The sequence below is a fragment of the Streptomyces sp. NPDC029041 genome, assembly GCF_040637515.1.
GTDB lineage: Bacteria > Actinomycetota > Actinomycetes > Streptomycetales > Streptomycetaceae > Streptomyces.
Genome location: NZ_JBEZWO010000009.1, coordinates 332,822 through 349,880, shown reverse-complemented (window position 1 = coordinate 349,880; position 17,059 = coordinate 332,822). Strand labels below are relative to the sequence as shown.

Sequence of the window (17,059 nt, the reverse complement as noted above, 5' to 3'; positions counted from 1 at the left end):
GCAGCGGGTGACGCGCACTGCGCCACCCTGGCTGAAGAGCCGTCAGATGTCCTCGGAGTCCTCGGGCTCCCCGGCCACCACCAGCCGCCGCAGATGCTCCGCGACCACCCCGCGCGCCTCTTCCGGCAGGCCGGCGTCCGTGACGAGCGTGTCGACCCGTTCCAGCGCGGCGAACGAACTCAGGCCCACCTTGCCCCACTTGGTGTGGTCCGCGACCACGACCACGCGGCGGGCCGACTGAACGAGCCGCCGGTTCGTCTCGGCCTCCGCGAGGTTCGGCGTCGACAGCCCGGCCTCGACCGATATGCCGTGCACCCCGAGGAACAGCAGGTCGAAGTGGAGCGCCGCGATCGCCTGGTCGGCGACCGGCCCCACCAGCGAGTCGGAGGGCGTGCGCACCCCGCCCGTCAGCACGACCGTGGCCGCGCCCTGCCGCGGACCCGAGGTGCGCTGCGCCGCGTGGAACACATCCGCGACCCGCACCGAGTTGGTGACCACCGTGAGGTCCGGTACGTCCTGCAGCTGGTGCGCCAGCGCGAATGTCGTCGTACCACCCGACAGGGCGATCGCCGCGCCCGGCGCGACCAGCTTGGCCGCGGCGCGTGCGATGTCCTCCTTGGCGCTGAGCTCCAGGCCGGACTTGGCCTCGAAGCCCGGTTCGTGCGTACTCGCCTCGACCACCGGGACTGCGCCGCCATGGACCTTCTCCAGCACGCCCTGGCGGGCGAGCGCGTCGAGGTCACGGCGGACCGTCATGTCCGACACGCCCAGCTTGCGGGTCAGCTCGTTGACCCGGACGCCGCCTCTGCGGCGGACCTCGTCGAGGATCAGGGATCGCCGCTGCTCCGCGAGGAGGTTCTGATTCTCGCTCACGTACGCTCCGGTCCTTTCGCCTCAATGCCGTCGACACGCCCCGCACATACCGGCTCTTACCAGGACATTCTTCCTGGCCGTGATGCGAGGACGCCCCATCCTCGCATGTCGAGGGGTGGACAGGGCCACCGACCGCTCGCGCGCCCGCGCCACCCGCCCGGTCGTCTCCTCGCTCCGCTCCATCACAGATCGGTGAGATTCCGTGACAGGGGGTGTGCCGCGCCGCGGAAGGCGAGATCCTTGTGCCGGCACGGACAGAGCCGACGGCGTGTCACGGGGGATGTGCGAATCAGTGGAACGCGCGCAGGAACAGGCGTCGACCGGCGGACCGGACGGTCCCGCCACGCGACGCGGCGAGAGCGGACCCGCTTTGGAACTGCTGGTCCACGGCGTGGGCGGCACCACGCCGCAGGAGATGCTCAACGATCCGCGGACGGTGCGGATCACCGGCGACCACACCGCCGCCGTCTTCCGGCGCGCCGACGACGTCCACGCCGAGCACAGCCCGGGCGAGCGCCGCAGCGACGGGCCGGTGCCAGAGGCCTACGTCTGGTGCAACCTCACCTCCGGCAACGGCACCCGCGCCCTGTGGCTGTTGCTGCTGCCGTTCATGGTCGTCAACCTGGCCCACTGGATGCGCCCCACCGCCCACGGCCGCCGCCGGACCGTGCGGCTGTACGGCCTGCTGGTGCGGCTCGCGGCGCTCACCCTGACGGTGCTGCTCGTCGCGGCTGCCTGCGAGGTCGCCCTCGACCTCGTGGCCTGGCAGTGCGCGGGCACCGCCGCGTGCGCCGACCGCCACTCCTGGCTGGGCTTCCTCTCACCCACCGTCTCGGACGGCGGCTGGTGGAGCGCCCCCGGCCGCCGTCTCGCCCTGGCCGCCGCCGCTCCCACCGCCCTGACCGTGCTGCTGTGGTACCTGTCCCGGCGCACCTGGAGCGACTACGAGTCCCAGCAGCCCCTCGAGCGCGCCCCCGAGCCGGAAGCGGACGGCGGCCCGACGGCTCTCGGCCGCCCCGGGTTCTGGTACGGGCGCCGGCTGGTGGCCCGGCTGCGCGCCGCGCACACCGCCGCCGGCCTGATCACGGTCGCCGCCGCCGTCGGCAGCGCCGCCGCCCGCCACGACCGCAGCCCCGGTGGCCCCGCCGTGCTCGGCACCCTGGGGCTGCTCCTGGAAGCGTCCCTCGCCCTGTGTGCGGTCGCCGTGGTGTGGGTGGTGTGCCGCCGCGGCCGCAGCGAGAGACGGCTGGACCGGAAACTCGACGAGGGCTTCGTGCGGCGCCTGCCGCTCGCCGCGCTCGTGCTGCTCGCCCTGACCGTGGTGTACGCCGGGTGGGAGCGCCCGGGGTGGACGTCGGAGGGCAGGCTGCCGGGTGACACGGCCTTCGGCGGGATCGCCCTGGTCCAGGGCCTGCTCGTGATCGGCCTCGGAATCGTCGCCTTCGCCCTGCACCGCACCGACCCCGACCGCCGGGCGGTGCTTCGGGGCCTGGGCGGGCCGGCGGTCGCGTTGCTGGCCTGCGCGCTCGGCGGCGTGATGTCCGGCGGCGTCTCCCAGCGGGTGTCCGACTGGCTGGACGGCACCAGGGCGTCGATCGAGGGTCCGCCGGTACTGCTGACCTGGCAGGCGTCCGTGATCCCGCCGCTGCTCGTCATCCTGCTGGGGCTCTTCGGCTGGCTGGCCCAGCGCGCCTGGCGGCTCGCCCGAGCCGAGCGCACCGCCGTGGCACTCGACTACCCGGACGAGCACCAGGACCGGGCCCGCACCCGCCGTATCGCCTACACCCGTGCGATGGCCTCGCTCACCGACCGGGGACCCCGCGTCGTCGCCGTCACCTCCGGCATCACCCTGCTGCTCGGGGCCGGAGCCCTCGTGGGCGCCCTGGCCACCGACGAGACCCCGGGCGAGGCCGCGCAGGGCGCCTACCCCGTCGTCCACGGCGCCGCCGAGACCTCCCAGGCCCTCGGCTCCTGGCTGATCGGCCTCGGCTTCGTACTCTTCGTCACCTGGGGCCGGCGCGCCTACAAGGACGCCGCGGCCCGCCGCACGATCGGCATCCTGTGGGACGTCGGCACCTTCTGGCCACGCGCCTCCCACCCCTTCGCCCCGCCCTGCTACGCCGAGCGCGCGGTGCCCGATCTGACCTGGCGGATGGCGACCTGGACCCGCGCCACCGGCGGGCGGCTGGTTATCTCCGGGCACTCGCAGGGCAGCGTCCTCGCCGCCGCCGCGGCCTGGCAACTGGCCCCGTCCGCCCGCAAACGCGTCGCGCTCCTGACCTACGGCTCCCCGCTGGAACGCCTCTACGGCCGCTGGTTCCCGGCCCACTTCGGGCCCGCCGCACTCAGCTCCCTGCACCGGGACGTCGACTGCTGGCGCAACCTCTACCGGCACACCGACCCCATCGGCGGCCCGATGCGCCTGCCCGGCGAGCGCGGCCCCCAGGTCGACCACGCCCCCCTGATGGATCCCCTCGCCTACGGCCGCACCGACCTGCTGCCGTTGCCGGCACCGATTCTCGGCCACTCCGACTACCAGGCGGACCCGGTGTTCGCCGAGGAACGCCGCGCCCTGCTCGCCCGGCTGCGCCCCGAGGCGCCTTCAGAGCTCCCGGGAGCGCCCGCGCAGCCTGCGGGGGACCGCTCGGAGCATCCGGAGGTGCCGTCGCCACGCCACCGGCCCGAGCCGCCCGCGGCCTAGGCGGATCCTCAGAGCAGCTCGGGCAGATCCTCGGCGAACAGCAGCGTCAGGTCGTCCTTGTTCGGCTCCGGGAGCTGGGCGACCCGGCTCGCATGCCGCTCGACCATCGCCTCGAACGTCTGCCGTGCGGTACGGCCGTTGCCGAACGCCGGGCCCTTGGGGAGCACCGTGAAGTACTTGCACAGGGCCTCCGCGGCGCCCGGCGCGAGCCGGTACTCGTGCTCCTCGGCCTGCTGCTCCACGATCCGCAGCAGGTCCTCGGGGCCGTAGTCGCTGAAGGTGATGGTCCGTGAGAAGCGGGACGCCACGCCCGGGTTGACCGACAGGAAGCGCTCCATCTCGGCCGTGTAGCCCGCGACGATCACCACGACCGCGTCCCGGTGGTCCTCCATCAGCTTCACCAGCGTGTCGATGGCCTCCTTGCCGAAGTCACGGCCCGCGTCCTCGGGGGACAGCGCGTACGCCTCGTCGATGAACAGCACGCCGCCGCGCGCCTTCTCGAAGGCCTCCTGGGTGCGGATCGCCGTCGAGCCGATGTGCTCGCCGACCAGGTCGACCCGGGACACCTCCACCAGGTGGCCCTTCTCCAGCACGCCGAGGGAGGCGAGGATCTCGCCGTAGAGCCGGGCGACCGTCGTCTTGCCGGTGCCGGGGGAACCGGTGAAGACCAGATGCCGCTTGACCGAGGCCGCTTTCAGACCGGCCTGCTGACGGCGCCGGCCGACCTCGATCATGTCGGTCAGTGCCCGCACCTCCCGCTTGACGCTCTCCAGGCCCACCAGCGCGTCCAGTTCGCCGAGGACGTCCTTGGAGGTCCGGGCCGGCTGCTCGGGCTCGGTGACCGGGGCCGGGGGCTCCGTCTCGGTGCGCGGCCCCGGGACCCCGCCCAGCAGGCCGGGGGAGTGGCTCACCGTCTGCACGGCCGTCTCCCGCGCCGCGGGCGGCCGCAGCCCCGCGCTCTCGTCGCTCGTGCAGTCCTCGACGAGAGGGCCCGCCGCGCCGGAGGCCCCGTCGGCCCCGCTGTCCGCGAACTCGTAACCCCCGCGCGCGCACCGCTCCGTGCGGCACTTCCGCAGCGTCGTACGGCTGCCGTCGATGACGTGGAAGCCGTAACCGCCGCTGCCCGTCACCCGGCAGTTGAGGAAGCTCCCCCGGCCGCCGGCCGAGACGTAGACACCGGCCTCCGCGGGAGAGTCGATCGTGCAGCGCTCCACGGTCGGGTCGGCGCCCTTGGTGACGATGACGCCGGTCTGGGTGCCGTCGACCGTGCAGCCGTTGAGTGTGCCGCCGCTGCCGTGGTCGCGGAACCAGGCGCCCGTCGCCGCCTCCCTGATCCTGCAGTCGTCGAGCTGCGCGGTCGCGCCGTCGCTCACCGACACGGCCGTGTTGCGCACCTGCGACAGGTCGGTGTCGACGACGTCCGCACGTGAACCGCGGTCGAGGACGAACAGGGCGTCGGGCACGTCGTGCACCCGGCAGGAGTCCAGTACGGCGGTGGCGCCGTCGCTGACCCACACCGCCGGGTAGTCGCCCGTACTGTCGAAGATCTCGCACTGGTTGGCGTCCACGCGGGTGCCCGGGTCCCACACCGACAGGCCGTTGCGCCCGAACTGCCGCACCGTGGTGCGGGTCAGTGTGAGAACGGAACGGGAACGCAGGTCGACCGCGTTCTCCGGGATGTCGTGGATACGGCAGTCGGCGAGGGTCAGCACCGCGTCGGTGTCGAGTGTGACCCCGTCGGACGTCGTGCGGTGCACATCGCAGTCGGTGAGGTGCGCGGTGGCCCGGCCGGTGATCTGCACACCGCTGCCCCGGACTTCGTACACCTCGCAGCCCACGGCCTCCAGCGCCGAGTTCTCCCCGGTCGCCGACAGGCCCGAGCCCGAGGTGTGGTGCACCCGGCAGCGCTCCAGGCGTGGGTGGGCGCCGCCGCGCACCGCCACCCCCGCCTGGCCGGCCGCGACGACCTCGCACTCCTCGAACACCCCGCCCGCGCCGTCGACCACGGCGATGCCGATGCCCGCCGGGTTGTCGACCGCGCAGCGCCGCACCGTGGGCCGGGCGCTGCCACGCACCTCGATCCCGGCCGCGGACCGCGTCACGACCCGCACGTCCCGCAGCTCCGGGGTGCCCTCCTCCACTAGCACGGCGGGGGCGGCCGCGTCCTGGCCCTCCACGTGCAGGTCCTGCACCACCGCCGAGGCACGTACGGTCAGGGGCACGCCGTCCACGGGCACGATCCGCACCGAGCCGGGGGAGCCCTCGGGACCGCGCAGGGTCACGGCGCGCTGCAGGACGAGGTTCTCCCGGTAGGTGCCGGGCGCGACGGTGAGGACGTCTCCGTCGGCCGCGGCCTCCAGGGCGGCGGCGAGCGATGCGTACTCACCCGTGCGGCGCCGCCACCGCGACGTGCCGGTGTGCGTCACCTGGACCGTGCCCTGTGCCATGGTGTAGCCGTGCCCCCACCTCGGTCGTACTGATGGCTCGTCCGCCCTCGGGGCGTTCCGGCCGGGGTCGCGACCGCGACCGGGCCCGGCCCTCGGGGCCTGGGCGCGCACGCGGCGTCGACACCGGCGCGTCCCTGAGGCTCGCTCGCGCGCGGGTTGTGCCGAACGGTTCGGCCGGACCACCGTAGCGTGCGCGCGGGTGGTGGGTTGACCAGAGCCGCAAGGCCGTCAGCTGCCGGTGCCCGTCCTGCCCCAGTCCGGGCCCGCCCGGTCCCATGCCTGGTCCCAACGGGCGTACCGGCGGCGGGCCATGCGCCAGACGATCAGCCGTCTGCCGCCCTCGATAAGACCGCCCGTCGCCAGGGCCGCGCCGAAGCCGGCGAGGACCGCGTGCGTCGAGGCGGTCGCGGAGTCGAGCGGGCGGGGCACCATCCGGCCGTGCCGGTCGGTCCATATCCGGAACGTGTCGCCCTGCTGCGGGTCCTTGAGGCTCGCCAGGGCGGGGCCCTGGTGCGCGGTGCCGTCCGGCGCGGTCCAGTCGGCGAGGACGCGGTTGCGCAGATCACGGCCCGACGAGGTCTCGGGGTCGGAGTCCAGCGGGGAGCGGTCCAGCTTGCGGACCACTGTGGCGGTCACCGGATGCCGCGCCTCGTGCTGGGCCCGCACCGAGCGCTGCAGCGCGTCCTGAGCCGACCCCCCGACGAGTGAGCCGGCCACCGGCGAGACCAGCAGGATCAGCAGCAGGGCGGCCAGCGCCACCCAGGCCTCGGCCAGGTCGGTCGCGCGGCAGAGTGGATTGCGCCGCCAGCGCCAGAGTCCGCTGATCGCTCGCACCGCCCGCACCCCCTTCCTGCTCCGTGATACTCCCCGGCGGAGCAGTCCACGTACGGACCCGGCGAAGAGAGAGCGAAATCACCTCTCCGCAGGGCCTCTCACGAAACTCTCACACAAGCCCGAACGCCCGTGCCCGCGGCACGGTTCCCGCTCCGCTCGAAGAGCTACTCGAGAACCGTGAGCGGATCCCCGACCCGGATCGTGCCGCGGGACAGCGGCACGAGGTTCTGGCCGAAGACCAGCTTGCCGTCGAGCCGGCGGTGCCGTCCCAGGCTGAACAGTGGCTCGCGGCCGCGCTCGGCGGTGTCCTGGTCCGTGGTGGTCACCACACATCGGCCGCAGGGCTTGGCCACGCGGAAGGGCACGTCCCCGATGGCCAGGCGCGACCAGCCGTCCTCGGCCCACGCCGGGGTTCCCGTCACGACCACGTTCGGCCGGAAGCGGTTCATGGGCAGCGGGCCCTCGTCCGCGTACTCACCCTGCGCGATCAGGGAGTTGAGGGCGTCGAGCGAGGCGGTCGTGGTGAGCAGCAACGGGAAGCCGTCGGCGAAGGAGACGGTCTCACCGGGCCGCGCGTACTCCGGGTCGATGGGCCTGCGCGTGGCCGGATCGTCCAGGTGCACAAGGCGCGCCCCGATGCCGAGGTGGGAACTGCACCAGGCGTGTACGGCCTCGTCCTCGGCCGGGACCGCCTCGACCTTGTCGCGGAAGATCTCCACCGGCACGGTGACCGAGGGCCGGGGTACCGGCACGGTCAGCGGCGGCATACCCGGCGCGGACAGGCGGAGGCCGCCGCCGGGCAGCAGCTCGGCGGCGGCGAGCGCGAGCCGTGGCTGCTGGCGTTGTGTGACGACCTTTCCCCCGTCGTCGATCAGCACCCAGCGCCGGTCCCCGGCCAGCCCCCAGGGCTCCACGTCCGCCTGCCGGGGCGCCAGGCCCCGGACCGCCTTGACCGGATGGACGTGAATCGAGTGCAGGTGAGCGTTCCCCATGGGGCCATCGTGCCAGTCGGTGCCGACAGTCCCGAGGTCCGGCTCAGTACCCGCGGTACTGCTGACTGTTGTACGGGTCCTGGTAGGGAGCCGGAGCCGGCCGGGGAGCCGCGGGGCGCATCGCCTCGTAGCCCGCCGGGGCCGCCGGACGCGGCTGCTGCGGCTGGGGGCCGGGGTAGCCACGCGGAGCGGTGGCCTGCTGCGGGATGTACGCGGCGGGCGCCTGCTGCAGCGGGGCGGGCTGCTGCGCCTGCGGATAGCCGTAGGCGGGCTGGGAGGGGGCTGCCGGAAGAGCGGGCAGCGCCGACGGGAGGGCGGGCAGGTTGCCGCCCGGCATCGGCATGTCGTACTGGGCGGGGACCCGGATCGGGGCGATCTGCGGGGTACCCCGCTCGGCGACGAGCCTGTCGTAGATCGGGGTGTCCGGGAAGGAGGCGGAGTAGTAGCCGCCGCCATAGGTGGAGCGGGGGGAGGTCATGGCACATAAGTTAAGCCAACGATGTGCTCGTTGGGGAGACCGATAAGAGGGTTGTTTTCCGTGTCCGCGGTGACCCGGGATCCCCAATGCGAGCGAACTCGCCAAAAAGGGGCAGCGAACGAGGCCTTGATCGTGTAAAGGCCGAGTTCCGGGCGGGTTACCGACGGTCGGGCGCCGGTCCTCGTGGGGTCGGGCAGGGGACTTCGCCGTGGCGAGCAATTAGGTTGTGCGCACGAAACGCGAAGGACGGCCGGGACGGTCCTGGTGCGGCGACACGCAATGGGGGCGGACATGCAAATGCTGAAAGGTTCAAATACTCAGGTGCCGACAGCCGCGTTGCGGGTGCAATTGGGATGGCGGGCAGGAGCGGGCGTGCCCGACGTCGACGCCTCCGCTCTGCTGCTGGTGAGCGGGAAGGTCCGCTCCGACGCGGACTTCGTCTTCTACAACCAGCCCGCGCACTCCTCCGGCGCGATCAGGCACGAGGGCAAACGCACCTCCGACGGCCGGGTGACCGACACGCTCCTCCTCGACCTCGCGCGCGTGGAACCCGCCATCGAGACCGTCGTCCTCGCCGCCTCGGCCGACGGCGGCACGTTCGGACAGGTCCCCGGCCTCTACATCGAAGTCCAGGATGCCGCCCAGGGCGCCCCGGTGGCCCGCTTCGACAACCCGGGCGCCACGACCGAAACCGCTTACGTCCTGGGCGAGTTCTACCGTCGCCAGGGCGCCTGGAAGTTCCGCGCCGTGGGCCAGGGCTACAGCAGCGGCCTCGAAGGGCTGGCCACGGACTACGGCATCACGGTGGACGAACCTCAGCAGACGGCACCGGTCCCCGCCCCGGCGCCTCCCACCACCACGCCCTCCGCCGCGTACCCGCCCGCGCCCATGCCCCAGCCCGCCGTCGCTCCGCCCCCGCCCGCCGCGCCGCCCACGCCCGTCCCCCTCACCAAGGTGACGCTCACCAAGGCGGCCCCGTCCGTCTCCCTCACCAAACAGGGCGGCACCTCCGGAGCGCTGCACGTCAACCTCAACTGGCAGGTGCGCAAACAGTTCTCCGGCTGGAGCGGCAAGTTCGGGCGCCCGACCGCGACGCACTCCGACCTCGATCTCGACCTGTGCGCGCTGTACGAACTCACCGACGGCAGCAAGGGCGTCGTCCAGGCCCTCGGCAACAGCTTCGGAGCGCTGCACCGGCCGCCGTACATCCACCTCGACGGGGACGACCGCACCGGCGCCGTGTCGAGCGGCGAGAACCTCACCGTCAACCTCGACCACAAGAGCGCTTTCCGGCGCATTCTCGTCTTCGTCACCATCTACGAAGGCGCCCGTTCCTTCGCCGATCTGCACGCCTCGGTGACGCTCCGGCCGCAGCACGGCGCTCCGATCGAGTTCTCCCTCGACGAGTGCACGGTTCCCTCGCTCGTGTGCGCGCTCGCCCTGATCACCAACACCGGAGGCGACCTGGTCGTCCAGCGCGAGGCGCGCTACCTGGTGCCCGAACGGGGGGTCAGTCCGCAGCGGACCGTCGACCACGCCTATGGCTGGGGCATGAACTGGACCCCTGGCCGGAAATGACTCCTCCGGCGGCCGTCAGCCCTCGTCGGGCAGGGCGTCCGGGCGCGCGTAGGTGCGGCCCTTCCAGGCCGCGCCCCGTCCCCGGTAGTGCTGCACCGCCGAGTCGACGGTCATGAGGAGATAGAGGAACGCCGTGAACGGCAGCAGCGGAGCGAGCCACAGCGGCTGCCGGTAGTAGCGGAGCATCGGGACGTACGTCCCCGCCATGACGAGCCAGGCGGCACCGCCGACGACCGCAGCGGACGTGCTGCCGGCGGCGAGGCCGGTCAGGACCGCCACGGGTGGCACCAGATACACCAGCGCCAGCCCGGCGACCGTCCCGGCGAGCAGCAGGGGATTGTGCCGCAGCTGGGCGTACGCGCTGCGCGACACCATGCGCCACAGGTCGTGCAGACGCGGATAGGGCCGCACGCTGTCCACCCGCTCGGCCAGCCCGAGCCAGACGCGGCCACCGCCGCGCTTGACGGCACGTGCGAGCGCCACGTCGTCGATCACCGCGTGCCGGATCGCGTCCGGGATCCGTGCCCGCTCCGCGGTATCGGCCCGCAGCAGGACGCAGCCCCCGGCCGCGGCCGCCGTCCGGCCCGCCGCGGCGATCCGGCGGAAGGGGTAGAGCTGCGCGAAGAAGTAGACGAACGCCGGCACCACGAACCGCTCCCACACACTGTCCACCCGCAGCCGGGCCATCTGGGAGACGACGTCGTATCCACCGCAACGGGCCGCCGCCACCAGCTCCCGCAGACTGTCCGGGGCGTGCGCGATGTCGGCGTCCGTCAGGAGGAGGTACTCGGGACCACGCGCGCTTGCCAGACCGATGCCGTGGCGCACCGCCCACAGCTTGCCGGTCCAGCCCGCCGGAGGCTCACCCGGCGACCCCACCGTCAGAGGCAGCCCGCCGTGCCGGCGGGCCAGCTCACGCGCCAGATCACCGGTGCCGTCCGAGCTGCCGTCGTCGACGAGGAAGACCTCTGCCCGTCCCGGATACTCCTGAAGGAGCAGCGACGGCAGTGCGACGGGCAGCACGGCCACCTCGTCGCGGGCGGGGACGACGACACATACCGACGGCCACACCTCCGGCTCCGTGCGCGACGGCAGTCGCACATCGGTGCGCCAGAAGAAGCCCTGACACAGCAGCAGCCACAACCAGGCGAGGAGTGATCCAGCGGCAGTCCACACAACGGCGCTCACGGGCGCAGTCTGCCCCACCCCCGCTGCCCCGGACGGCTCATCGTCTATCGTGATCGGGTGAAGATCGCGCTCATGGATTCCGGAATCGGTCTGCTGGCGGCCACGGCCGCGGTGCGACGGCTGCGCCCCGACGCCGATCTCGTGCTCTCCCTCGACCCCGACGGCATGCCATGGGGCCCGCGCACCGTCGAGGACCTGACCGAGCGCGCCCTGGCCGTCGCCGAAGCCGCCGCGGCGCGCCGCCCGGAGGCCCTGATCGTCGGCTGCAACTCCGCGACCGTGCACGCGCTGACCGCCCTGCGCGCCCGCTTCGAACCGGAGCTTCCGGTCATCGGCACCGTCCCCGCGATCAAACCGGCCGCGGCCGGCGGCGGCCACCTCGCCATCTGGGCCACCCCGGCCACCACGGGCAGCCCCTACCAGCAGAACCTGATCAGCGAATTCGCCGGTGGCGTGCCCGTCACCGAGGTGCCCTGCTGGGGCCTCGCCGAGGCCGTGGAACACGCGGACGAGGCGGCGATCGACGCGGCCGTGGCCGCAGCCGCCGCCCTCACCCCGGACGAGGTGACCACCGTCGTCCTCGGCTGCACCCACTACGAACTGGTCGCCGAGCGCATCAGGGCCGCCGTCCAGCGCCCCGGCCGCCCGCCTCTCGTGCTGCACGGCTCCGCCGGAGCCGTGGCCGCCCAGGCTCTGCGCCGCCTGGGCCGGCAGCCCGCTCCGGGAGCCACCCCGCACGGCACGCTCACCGTGCTGCTCAGCGGACGCGAGGGCGCGCTGCCCGCGCCCGCCCTGGCGTACGCCGAAGGGCGTCTGCTGCAGGCGGTCACGCCCGCCCGCTGACCGGAGAAACCGGTCATCGGCGGTCACCGGTGACCCGGAGCGCTGTGACGCCCGCCCGGTGCCGTCACGCTCCGCCACGAAGTACCTGCGGAGCGAAATCTGAGTACCCTCGAAGCATGAGGGACCACCGCCACGGCGAGAACGCCCCCCACCCGCACACCGACGTCTGGACCGGCCGTGCCACGAACCGGGTGCAGTGGCTGCTGGCGCTCGTGGGCGCCGCCTGCATGGCACTCGGCATCGCGCTGGCCGTCGACTCGGCGTGGACGTCCGGCATCGCCCCACTGGTCATGGCCGTCGTCGGGTGCATCGCCGCCGGGCTGCTGGTTCTCTTCGGAACGCTCGCCTTCGTGCACGTCGCCCTGCGGGTCGACGAGGAGCACCTCGAGGTGCGCTGCGGCCACATCGGCGTGCCCCGCCGCCGTATCCCGCTCTCCAGCGTGGCCGGCGCCACGTACATCTCCCACGTCACCCCCCGCCACTGGGGCGGCTGGGGCTACCGGTGGCGGCCCGAGAAGGGCACCGCGGTGGTCGTACGACGCGGCGAGGGCGTCGAGCTCGAACTGTGGGACGGGCACACCTTCACGATCACCGTGGACGACGCGGAGGCCGCCGTGCGGGTGATCGAGGCCCGGCTGCGGCCCACCAAGCCGGGCGCTCCCGCCCACTGAACCGCGGGACGGCATCCGTCACCGGCTGTGACCACCGTACGGTGCCGTCCACGGCCCCGTACGCCGGCTGTCCGCCGGTCACCACGCAGGGGCCCGACCCGCTCCACGCGTTTGGCCCCGCGCCGTACGGCTCGACGACTCGTCGGCGAGGGGGCGTGCCGTGGCCATGCCCGCCAGCAGGCCCGCTCCTACGGTCACCGCCGTGAAGCTCAGCGCGTTGCCGACCGCGGAGATCGCGGCGAGTGCCGTCAGGGCGGCGCCCGCGGTGAGCGCCACCGGGGTCGGGCGCGGACCGCGCCACAGGGCGTACAGGACCCAGCCGAACACGGCCACGAGCAGGGCCACGCCGACGATCCCCTGTTCCGCCGCCTGCTGCAGGGGCGCCGAGTGGGGCTTGTCGTCGGACAGCAGGGACTGGGCGGACGTCGTGCTCAGCTCCCCGAAGCGGCCCGGTCCGGCCCCCAGCAGGGTGTCCTCGCCCAGCAGGTGCCATGCGTCCTGCCACAACCGCACGCGGTGCTGGGTGAGCCGCCCCTCCAGAGCCGCGGCGAAGCCGCCCGGTACGGCTCGCGCGGCAACCGCCCAGACCAGAGCGGTGACCAGGACGGCGACGGCGGCCAGTGCCGCCGTAGCGGCGCCGCGGCGACGGAGGCGGCCGGCGGCCAGCGAGGACAGCAGGACCGCGAGACAGGCCGCGAAGCCGCTGGTGGAACCGAGCACGGCCGCCAGCACCGCGGTCCCGGTGGCCAGCAGACGCAGGGCGAACCGGGCGGACCGTACCGGCGTGGCCCAGGCCGCGCAGCACGCGGCACCGGCCGACAGGGTCAGTACGGCGGCGGTGGCTCCCGCATGCCCCAGGGGCGCGGTGATCTGCGGGCCCGGCGCGAGGTGGGGGACGGCCACCGTCAGCGCGATACCGGCCAGTGCCCCGGCGAAGGGCGCGCCGACGGGCAGCAGTGCCCCGCTGATCCGTCCGGCGGCGTACCCGGCGGCCACGGCCAGCACCGCCAGGAGAACCCCTTCGGGCCTGCCGTCGTGCACGGCCGCCGTGACCAGGGACCAGGTGGCGCAGGCGCCTAGCACCACGACACCGGCCGTGTCCGAAACGATTCGTCTCTCGCCGTCCGCGTCCGGTCCGGACACGGACGTCATCCCGCTGGAACCCACCCCGCCCGCCCCCCGGCGCACCGTCGCCCCCGACTCGTGAAGACCCCCGCCGTCACGAGCCGCCACGGGCCGCACGACTGAGGCTGGGCACACCGTAACGGCTGGTGGACGGTTTGAGGATGTGTCGTGACGAAATGAACAGACAGTCCGCGGTGCATACCGCGGTGTCGGCTCCCAGGTCAGGCGTCTTACACTCCGGGAGTGACCGTCACCGCAACCTCCGTCGGCCAGTCGGACCAGCTGGAGCCGCGGATCGCGCCCGGGGCGCGGACGTGGGCCCGGCGGCTCGTCCGTCTCGCTCCGGCCGCCGCAGCCGCGCTCTCCGGCCTCCTCCTCTACGTCTCCTTCCCGCCCCGCACGCTGTGGTGGCTGGCGCTGCCGGCGTTCGCCGGCTTCGGCTGGGTGCTGCGCGGCCGAAGCTGGAAGGCGGCACTCGGACTCGGCTACCTCTTCGGCCTCGGCTTCCTGCTGCCGCTGCTGGTGTGGACCGGTGTGGAGGTGGGCCCCGGTCCCTGGCTCGCCCTGGTGGCGATCGAGGCCCTCTTCATCGCCGCGGTCGGCGCCGGAGTCGCGGCCGTGTCCAAGCTCCCCGGCTGGCCCGTGTGGGCGGCGGCCGTATGGATCGCCGGTGAGGCCGCACGCGCGCGTGTGCCCTTCCACGGCTTCCCCTGGGGGAAGATCGCGTTCGGTCAGGCCGACGGCGTGTTCCTGCCGCTCGCCGCGGTGGGCGGCACCCCGGTACTCGGCTTCGCCGTGGTCCTGTGCGGCTTCGGACTGTACGAGGTCGTGCGTCTCGGCCTGGAGCGGCGTGCCACCGGGGTCGTGCGGTACGTGGCGGCGGCCGTCGCCGTGCTGAGCATGGGCGTCCCGGTCCTGGGGGCGTTCGCCGCCCGAACCCTGGTCAGCGACAAGGCCGAGGACGGCACCGCCACCGTCGCGGTGATCCAGGGCAACGTGCCCCGCGCCGGCCTCGACTTCAACTCCCAGCGCCGGGCCGTACTCGACTACCACGCGCGCGAGACGGAACGCCTTGCCGCCGAGGTCAAGGCGGGCAAGGTCGCACGACCCGACTTCGTCCTCTGGCCGGAGAACTCCTCCGACATCGATCCCTTCGCCAACCCCGACGCCCGCGCCGTCATCGACGCCGCCGCGAAGTCCGTCGGCGTGCCCGTCTCGGTGGGCGGTGTCGTCGAGCGGGACGGCAAGCTGTACAACGAGCAGATCCTGTGGGACCCGGCCAAGGGCCCCGTCGACACCTACGACAAGCGCCAGATCCAGCCGTTCGGCGAGTACCTGCCGTTCCGCTCGCTGATCGGGGCCATCAACAGCAACTGGACCTCGATGCAGCGCCAGGACTTCAGCCGGGGTACCGAGCCGGGCGTGTTCACCATGGACGGCGCCAAGGTCGGCCTCGTCACCTGCTACGAGGCCGCCTTCGACTGGACCGTGCGCTCCGAGGTCACCGACGGCGCCCAGATGATCTCCGTGCCCAGCAACAACGCCACCTTCGACCGCAGCGAGATGACCTACCAGCAGCTCGCCATGTCCCGGGTGCGCGCGGTCGAACACAGCCGGACCGTGACGGTACCCGTGACCAGCGGCGTCAGTGCGATCATCATGCCGGACGGCAGGATCACGCAGAAGACCGGCATGTTCGTGGCCGATTTCCTGGTGCAGAAGGTGCCGCTGCGCTCCTCGCAGACCCCCGCCACACAGCTCGGGATCCTGCCGGAGATCGCCCTCGTCCTCATCGCGGCCGGCGGCCTCGGCTGGGCCGTCGGCGCCGGGCTGCGCGGGCGACGCGCCGGTGACGCGTAACCGTACGCCCGTCACACGCCGCTGGAATCACGCCGGGGCGCCGTGAGCGGCCCGTTAGGGTCGACCGCATGGCTACTCCCGACTTCATCCGCACACTCCGCGCCTCGGCCGGTCAACAGCTGCTCTGGCTCCCCGGGGTCACCGCCCTCGTCTTCGACGACGAGGGCAGGGTGCTGCTCAACCGCCGTGCCGACACCCGCAGGTGGTCCGTGCTCGGCGGCATCCCCGACCCTGGGGAGCAGCCCGCGGCCTGCGCGGTGCGCGAGGTCTACGAGGAGACGGCCGTACGCTGCGTGGCCGAACGGGTCGTGCTCGTCCAGGCTCTGCAGCCCGTCACGTACGAGAACGGGGACATCTGCCAGTACATGGACATCACCTTCCGCTGCCGGGCCCTCGGCGGCGAGGCGCGGGTGAACGACGACGAGTCGCTCGACGTCGCCTGGTTCGACGTCGACGCACTGCCCCAGCTGGAGGAGTTCGGCCTGCACCGGATCAAGCAGGCCCTGTCGGACGCCCCCACATGGTTCGACCCCACTGCCTCCGGCTGAACTATGGGGCGTGACCACATGGGGTGGGGCGTCGCCGCTGCCTAGGGTCGCGGCATGACCGTGCCCCGCGCCTCCTTGGCCCCCCACGCCTCCCCGCTCGACCTGGGCGGCCGCACCGCGCTCGTCACCGGCGCCGCCGGTGGCATCGGCCGGGCCTGCGCGCTGCGACTCGCGGCCGCCGGAGCCAAGGTGAGAGCCGTCGACCGGGACGCGGCGGGCCTGGAGGCCCTGGCCGACCGGGGGCAGGGCCTGGCCGGCACGGTGGAGCCGCACGTCCTCGACCTCACCGACCTGGACGCCGCCGAACTCGTCGCAGCGGGCGCCGACGTCCTCGTCAACAACGCCGGGATGCAACTGGTGCGCCCCATCGAGGAGTTTCCGCCCGAGGTCTTCCACACGGTGCTCACCGTGATGCTGGAAGCACCGTTCCGGCTCATCCGCGGGGCCCTGCCCCACATGTACGGGCAGGGGTGGGGCCGCGTGGTGAACGTGTCCTCCGTGCACGGGCTGCGCGCCTCGGCCTACAAGTCGGCCTATGTGGCGGCCAAACACGGGCTGGAGGGACTGTCCAAGACCACCGCCCTCGAAGGAGCTCCCCACGGTGTCACCTCGAACTGTGTGAACCCCGCCTATGTGCGCACCCCGCTGGTGGAAAAGCAGCTCGCCGACCAGGCGCGGGCACACGGCATCCCCGAGGAACGCGTCCTGTCCGAAGTGCTGCTGCAGGACAGCGCCGTCAAACGGCTCATCGAGCCGGAGGAGGTCGCCGAGGCGGTGGCCTACCTGTGCAGCCCGCAGGCGTCCTTCGTGACCGGCACCTCGCTCGTGCTCGACGGTGGCTGGACCGCCCACTGAGCGGCCGTTCCCCTCGGCCCGGGGAGTTGTCCACAGGGCTGACGGGGCGGCCCCGACATGGTGAAT

14 protein-coding genes are annotated in these 17,059 nt (G+C 73.1%); 7 read left to right on the top strand and 7 right to left on the bottom strand.

Annotation, left to right across the window (positions count from 1 at the left end; translation table 11 throughout):
- Positions 1-42 precede the first annotated feature (42 nt).
- Positions 43-873, bottom strand: coding sequence for a DeoR/GlpR family DNA-binding transcription regulator (locus AB0F04_RS25370; RefSeq protein WP_362044830.1), 831 nt, complete (start codon positions 871-873; stop codon positions 43-45).
- 292 nt (positions 874-1,165) lie between these two features.
- Between AB0F04_RS25370 and AB0F04_RS25365 the strand changes: the two genes are divergently transcribed.
- Positions 1,166-3,574 (top strand): hypothetical protein, encoded by a 2,409-nt coding sequence (locus AB0F04_RS25365; protein ID WP_362044828.1) that lies wholly within the window; start codon positions 1,166-1,168, stop codon positions 3,572-3,574.
- Positions 3,575-3,582: 8 nt separating this feature from the next.
- Here the strand turns inward: AB0F04_RS25365 and AB0F04_RS25360 are convergent, their stop codons facing one another.
- From AB0F04_RS25360 to AB0F04_RS25345, 4 genes are all read right to left on the bottom strand, one after another.
- Positions 3,583-6,021 (bottom strand): right-handed parallel beta-helix repeat-containing protein, encoded by a 2,439-nt coding sequence (locus tag AB0F04_RS25360; protein WP_362044826.1) that lies wholly within the window; start codon positions 6,019-6,021, stop codon positions 3,583-3,585.
- A 228-nt stretch (positions 6,022-6,249) separates the two neighbouring features.
- A complete protein-coding gene (locus AB0F04_RS25355) occupies positions 6,250-6,855 on the bottom strand; it encodes a hypothetical protein (RefSeq protein ID WP_362044824.1) in 606 nt (201 codons plus the stop codon).
- A 164-nt stretch (positions 6,856-7,019) separates the two neighbouring features.
- Positions 7,020-7,847, bottom strand: a complete 828-nt coding sequence (locus tag AB0F04_RS25350) for an MOSC N-terminal beta barrel domain-containing protein (protein ID WP_362044822.1) — start codon at positions 7,845-7,847, stop codon at positions 7,020-7,022.
- Between the two features lie 43 nt (positions 7,848-7,890).
- Complete coding sequence (locus AB0F04_RS25345; protein WP_053668596.1) at positions 7,891-8,325, bottom strand: DUF6643 family protein; 435 nt, start codon at positions 8,323-8,325, stop codon at positions 7,891-7,893.
- Between the two features lie 297 nt (positions 8,326-8,622).
- On the opposite strand from AB0F04_RS25345, the gene AB0F04_RS25340 reads away from it, so the two are divergent.
- Entirely contained in the window at positions 8,623-9,903 is a 1,281-nt protein-coding gene (locus tag AB0F04_RS25340) for a TerD family protein (RefSeq protein WP_362044820.1), read from the top strand.
- 15 nt (positions 9,904-9,918) lie between these two features.
- On the opposite strand, the gene AB0F04_RS25335 is transcribed toward AB0F04_RS25340, so the two are convergent.
- Positions 9,919-11,091 (bottom strand): glycosyltransferase, encoded by a 1,173-nt coding sequence (locus AB0F04_RS25335; RefSeq protein WP_362044818.1) that lies wholly within the window; start codon positions 11,089-11,091, stop codon positions 9,919-9,921.
- 57 nt (positions 11,092-11,148) lie between these two features.
- On the opposite strand from AB0F04_RS25335, the gene AB0F04_RS25330 reads away from it, so the two are divergent.
- Together AB0F04_RS25330 and AB0F04_RS25325 are read left to right on the top strand one after the other, a co-directional pair.
- On the top strand, positions 11,149-11,934 hold the full coding sequence (locus tag AB0F04_RS25330; RefSeq protein WP_362044816.1) for an aspartate/glutamate racemase family protein: 786 nt from the start codon (positions 11,149-11,151) through the stop codon (positions 11,932-11,934).
- 116 nt (positions 11,935-12,050) lie between these two features.
- Positions 12,051-12,605 carry a hypothetical protein gene (locus tag AB0F04_RS25325; RefSeq protein WP_362044814.1) on the top strand — a complete coding sequence of 185 codons (555 nt, stop codon included), beginning with the start codon at positions 12,051-12,053 and terminating at the stop codon, positions 12,603-12,605.
- A gap of 78 nt (positions 12,606-12,683) precedes the next feature.
- Here the strand turns inward: AB0F04_RS25325 and AB0F04_RS25320 are convergent, their stop codons facing one another.
- Positions 12,684-13,757: an O-antigen ligase family protein gene (locus tag AB0F04_RS25320; protein WP_362044812.1), complete on the bottom strand. Its 1,074-nt coding sequence runs from the start codon at positions 13,755-13,757 to the stop codon at positions 12,684-12,686.
- Between the two features lie 216 nt (positions 13,758-13,973).
- On the opposite strand from AB0F04_RS25320, the gene lnt reads away from it, so the two are divergent.
- The 3 genes from lnt (at position 13,974) to AB0F04_RS25305 (ending at position 16,993) form a co-directional block, all read left to right on the top strand.
- The gene (lnt, locus tag AB0F04_RS25315; protein WP_362044810.1) at positions 13,974-15,590 is read left to right on the top strand and encodes an apolipoprotein N-acyltransferase; all 1,617 of its coding nucleotides are present in this window, start codon (positions 13,974-13,976) and stop codon (positions 15,588-15,590) included.
- Between the two features lie 68 nt (positions 15,591-15,658).
- A complete protein-coding gene (locus tag AB0F04_RS25310; protein WP_362044808.1) occupies positions 15,659-16,138 on the top strand; it encodes an NUDIX domain-containing protein in 480 nt (159 codons plus the stop codon).
- 54 nt (positions 16,139-16,192) lie between these two features.
- The gene (locus tag AB0F04_RS25305) at positions 16,193-16,993 is read left to right on the top strand and encodes a 3-hydroxybutyrate dehydrogenase (RefSeq protein WP_362044806.1); all 801 of its coding nucleotides are present in this window, start codon (positions 16,193-16,195) and stop codon (positions 16,991-16,993) included.
- The last annotated feature ends 66 nt before the right edge of the window (positions 16,994-17,059 follow it).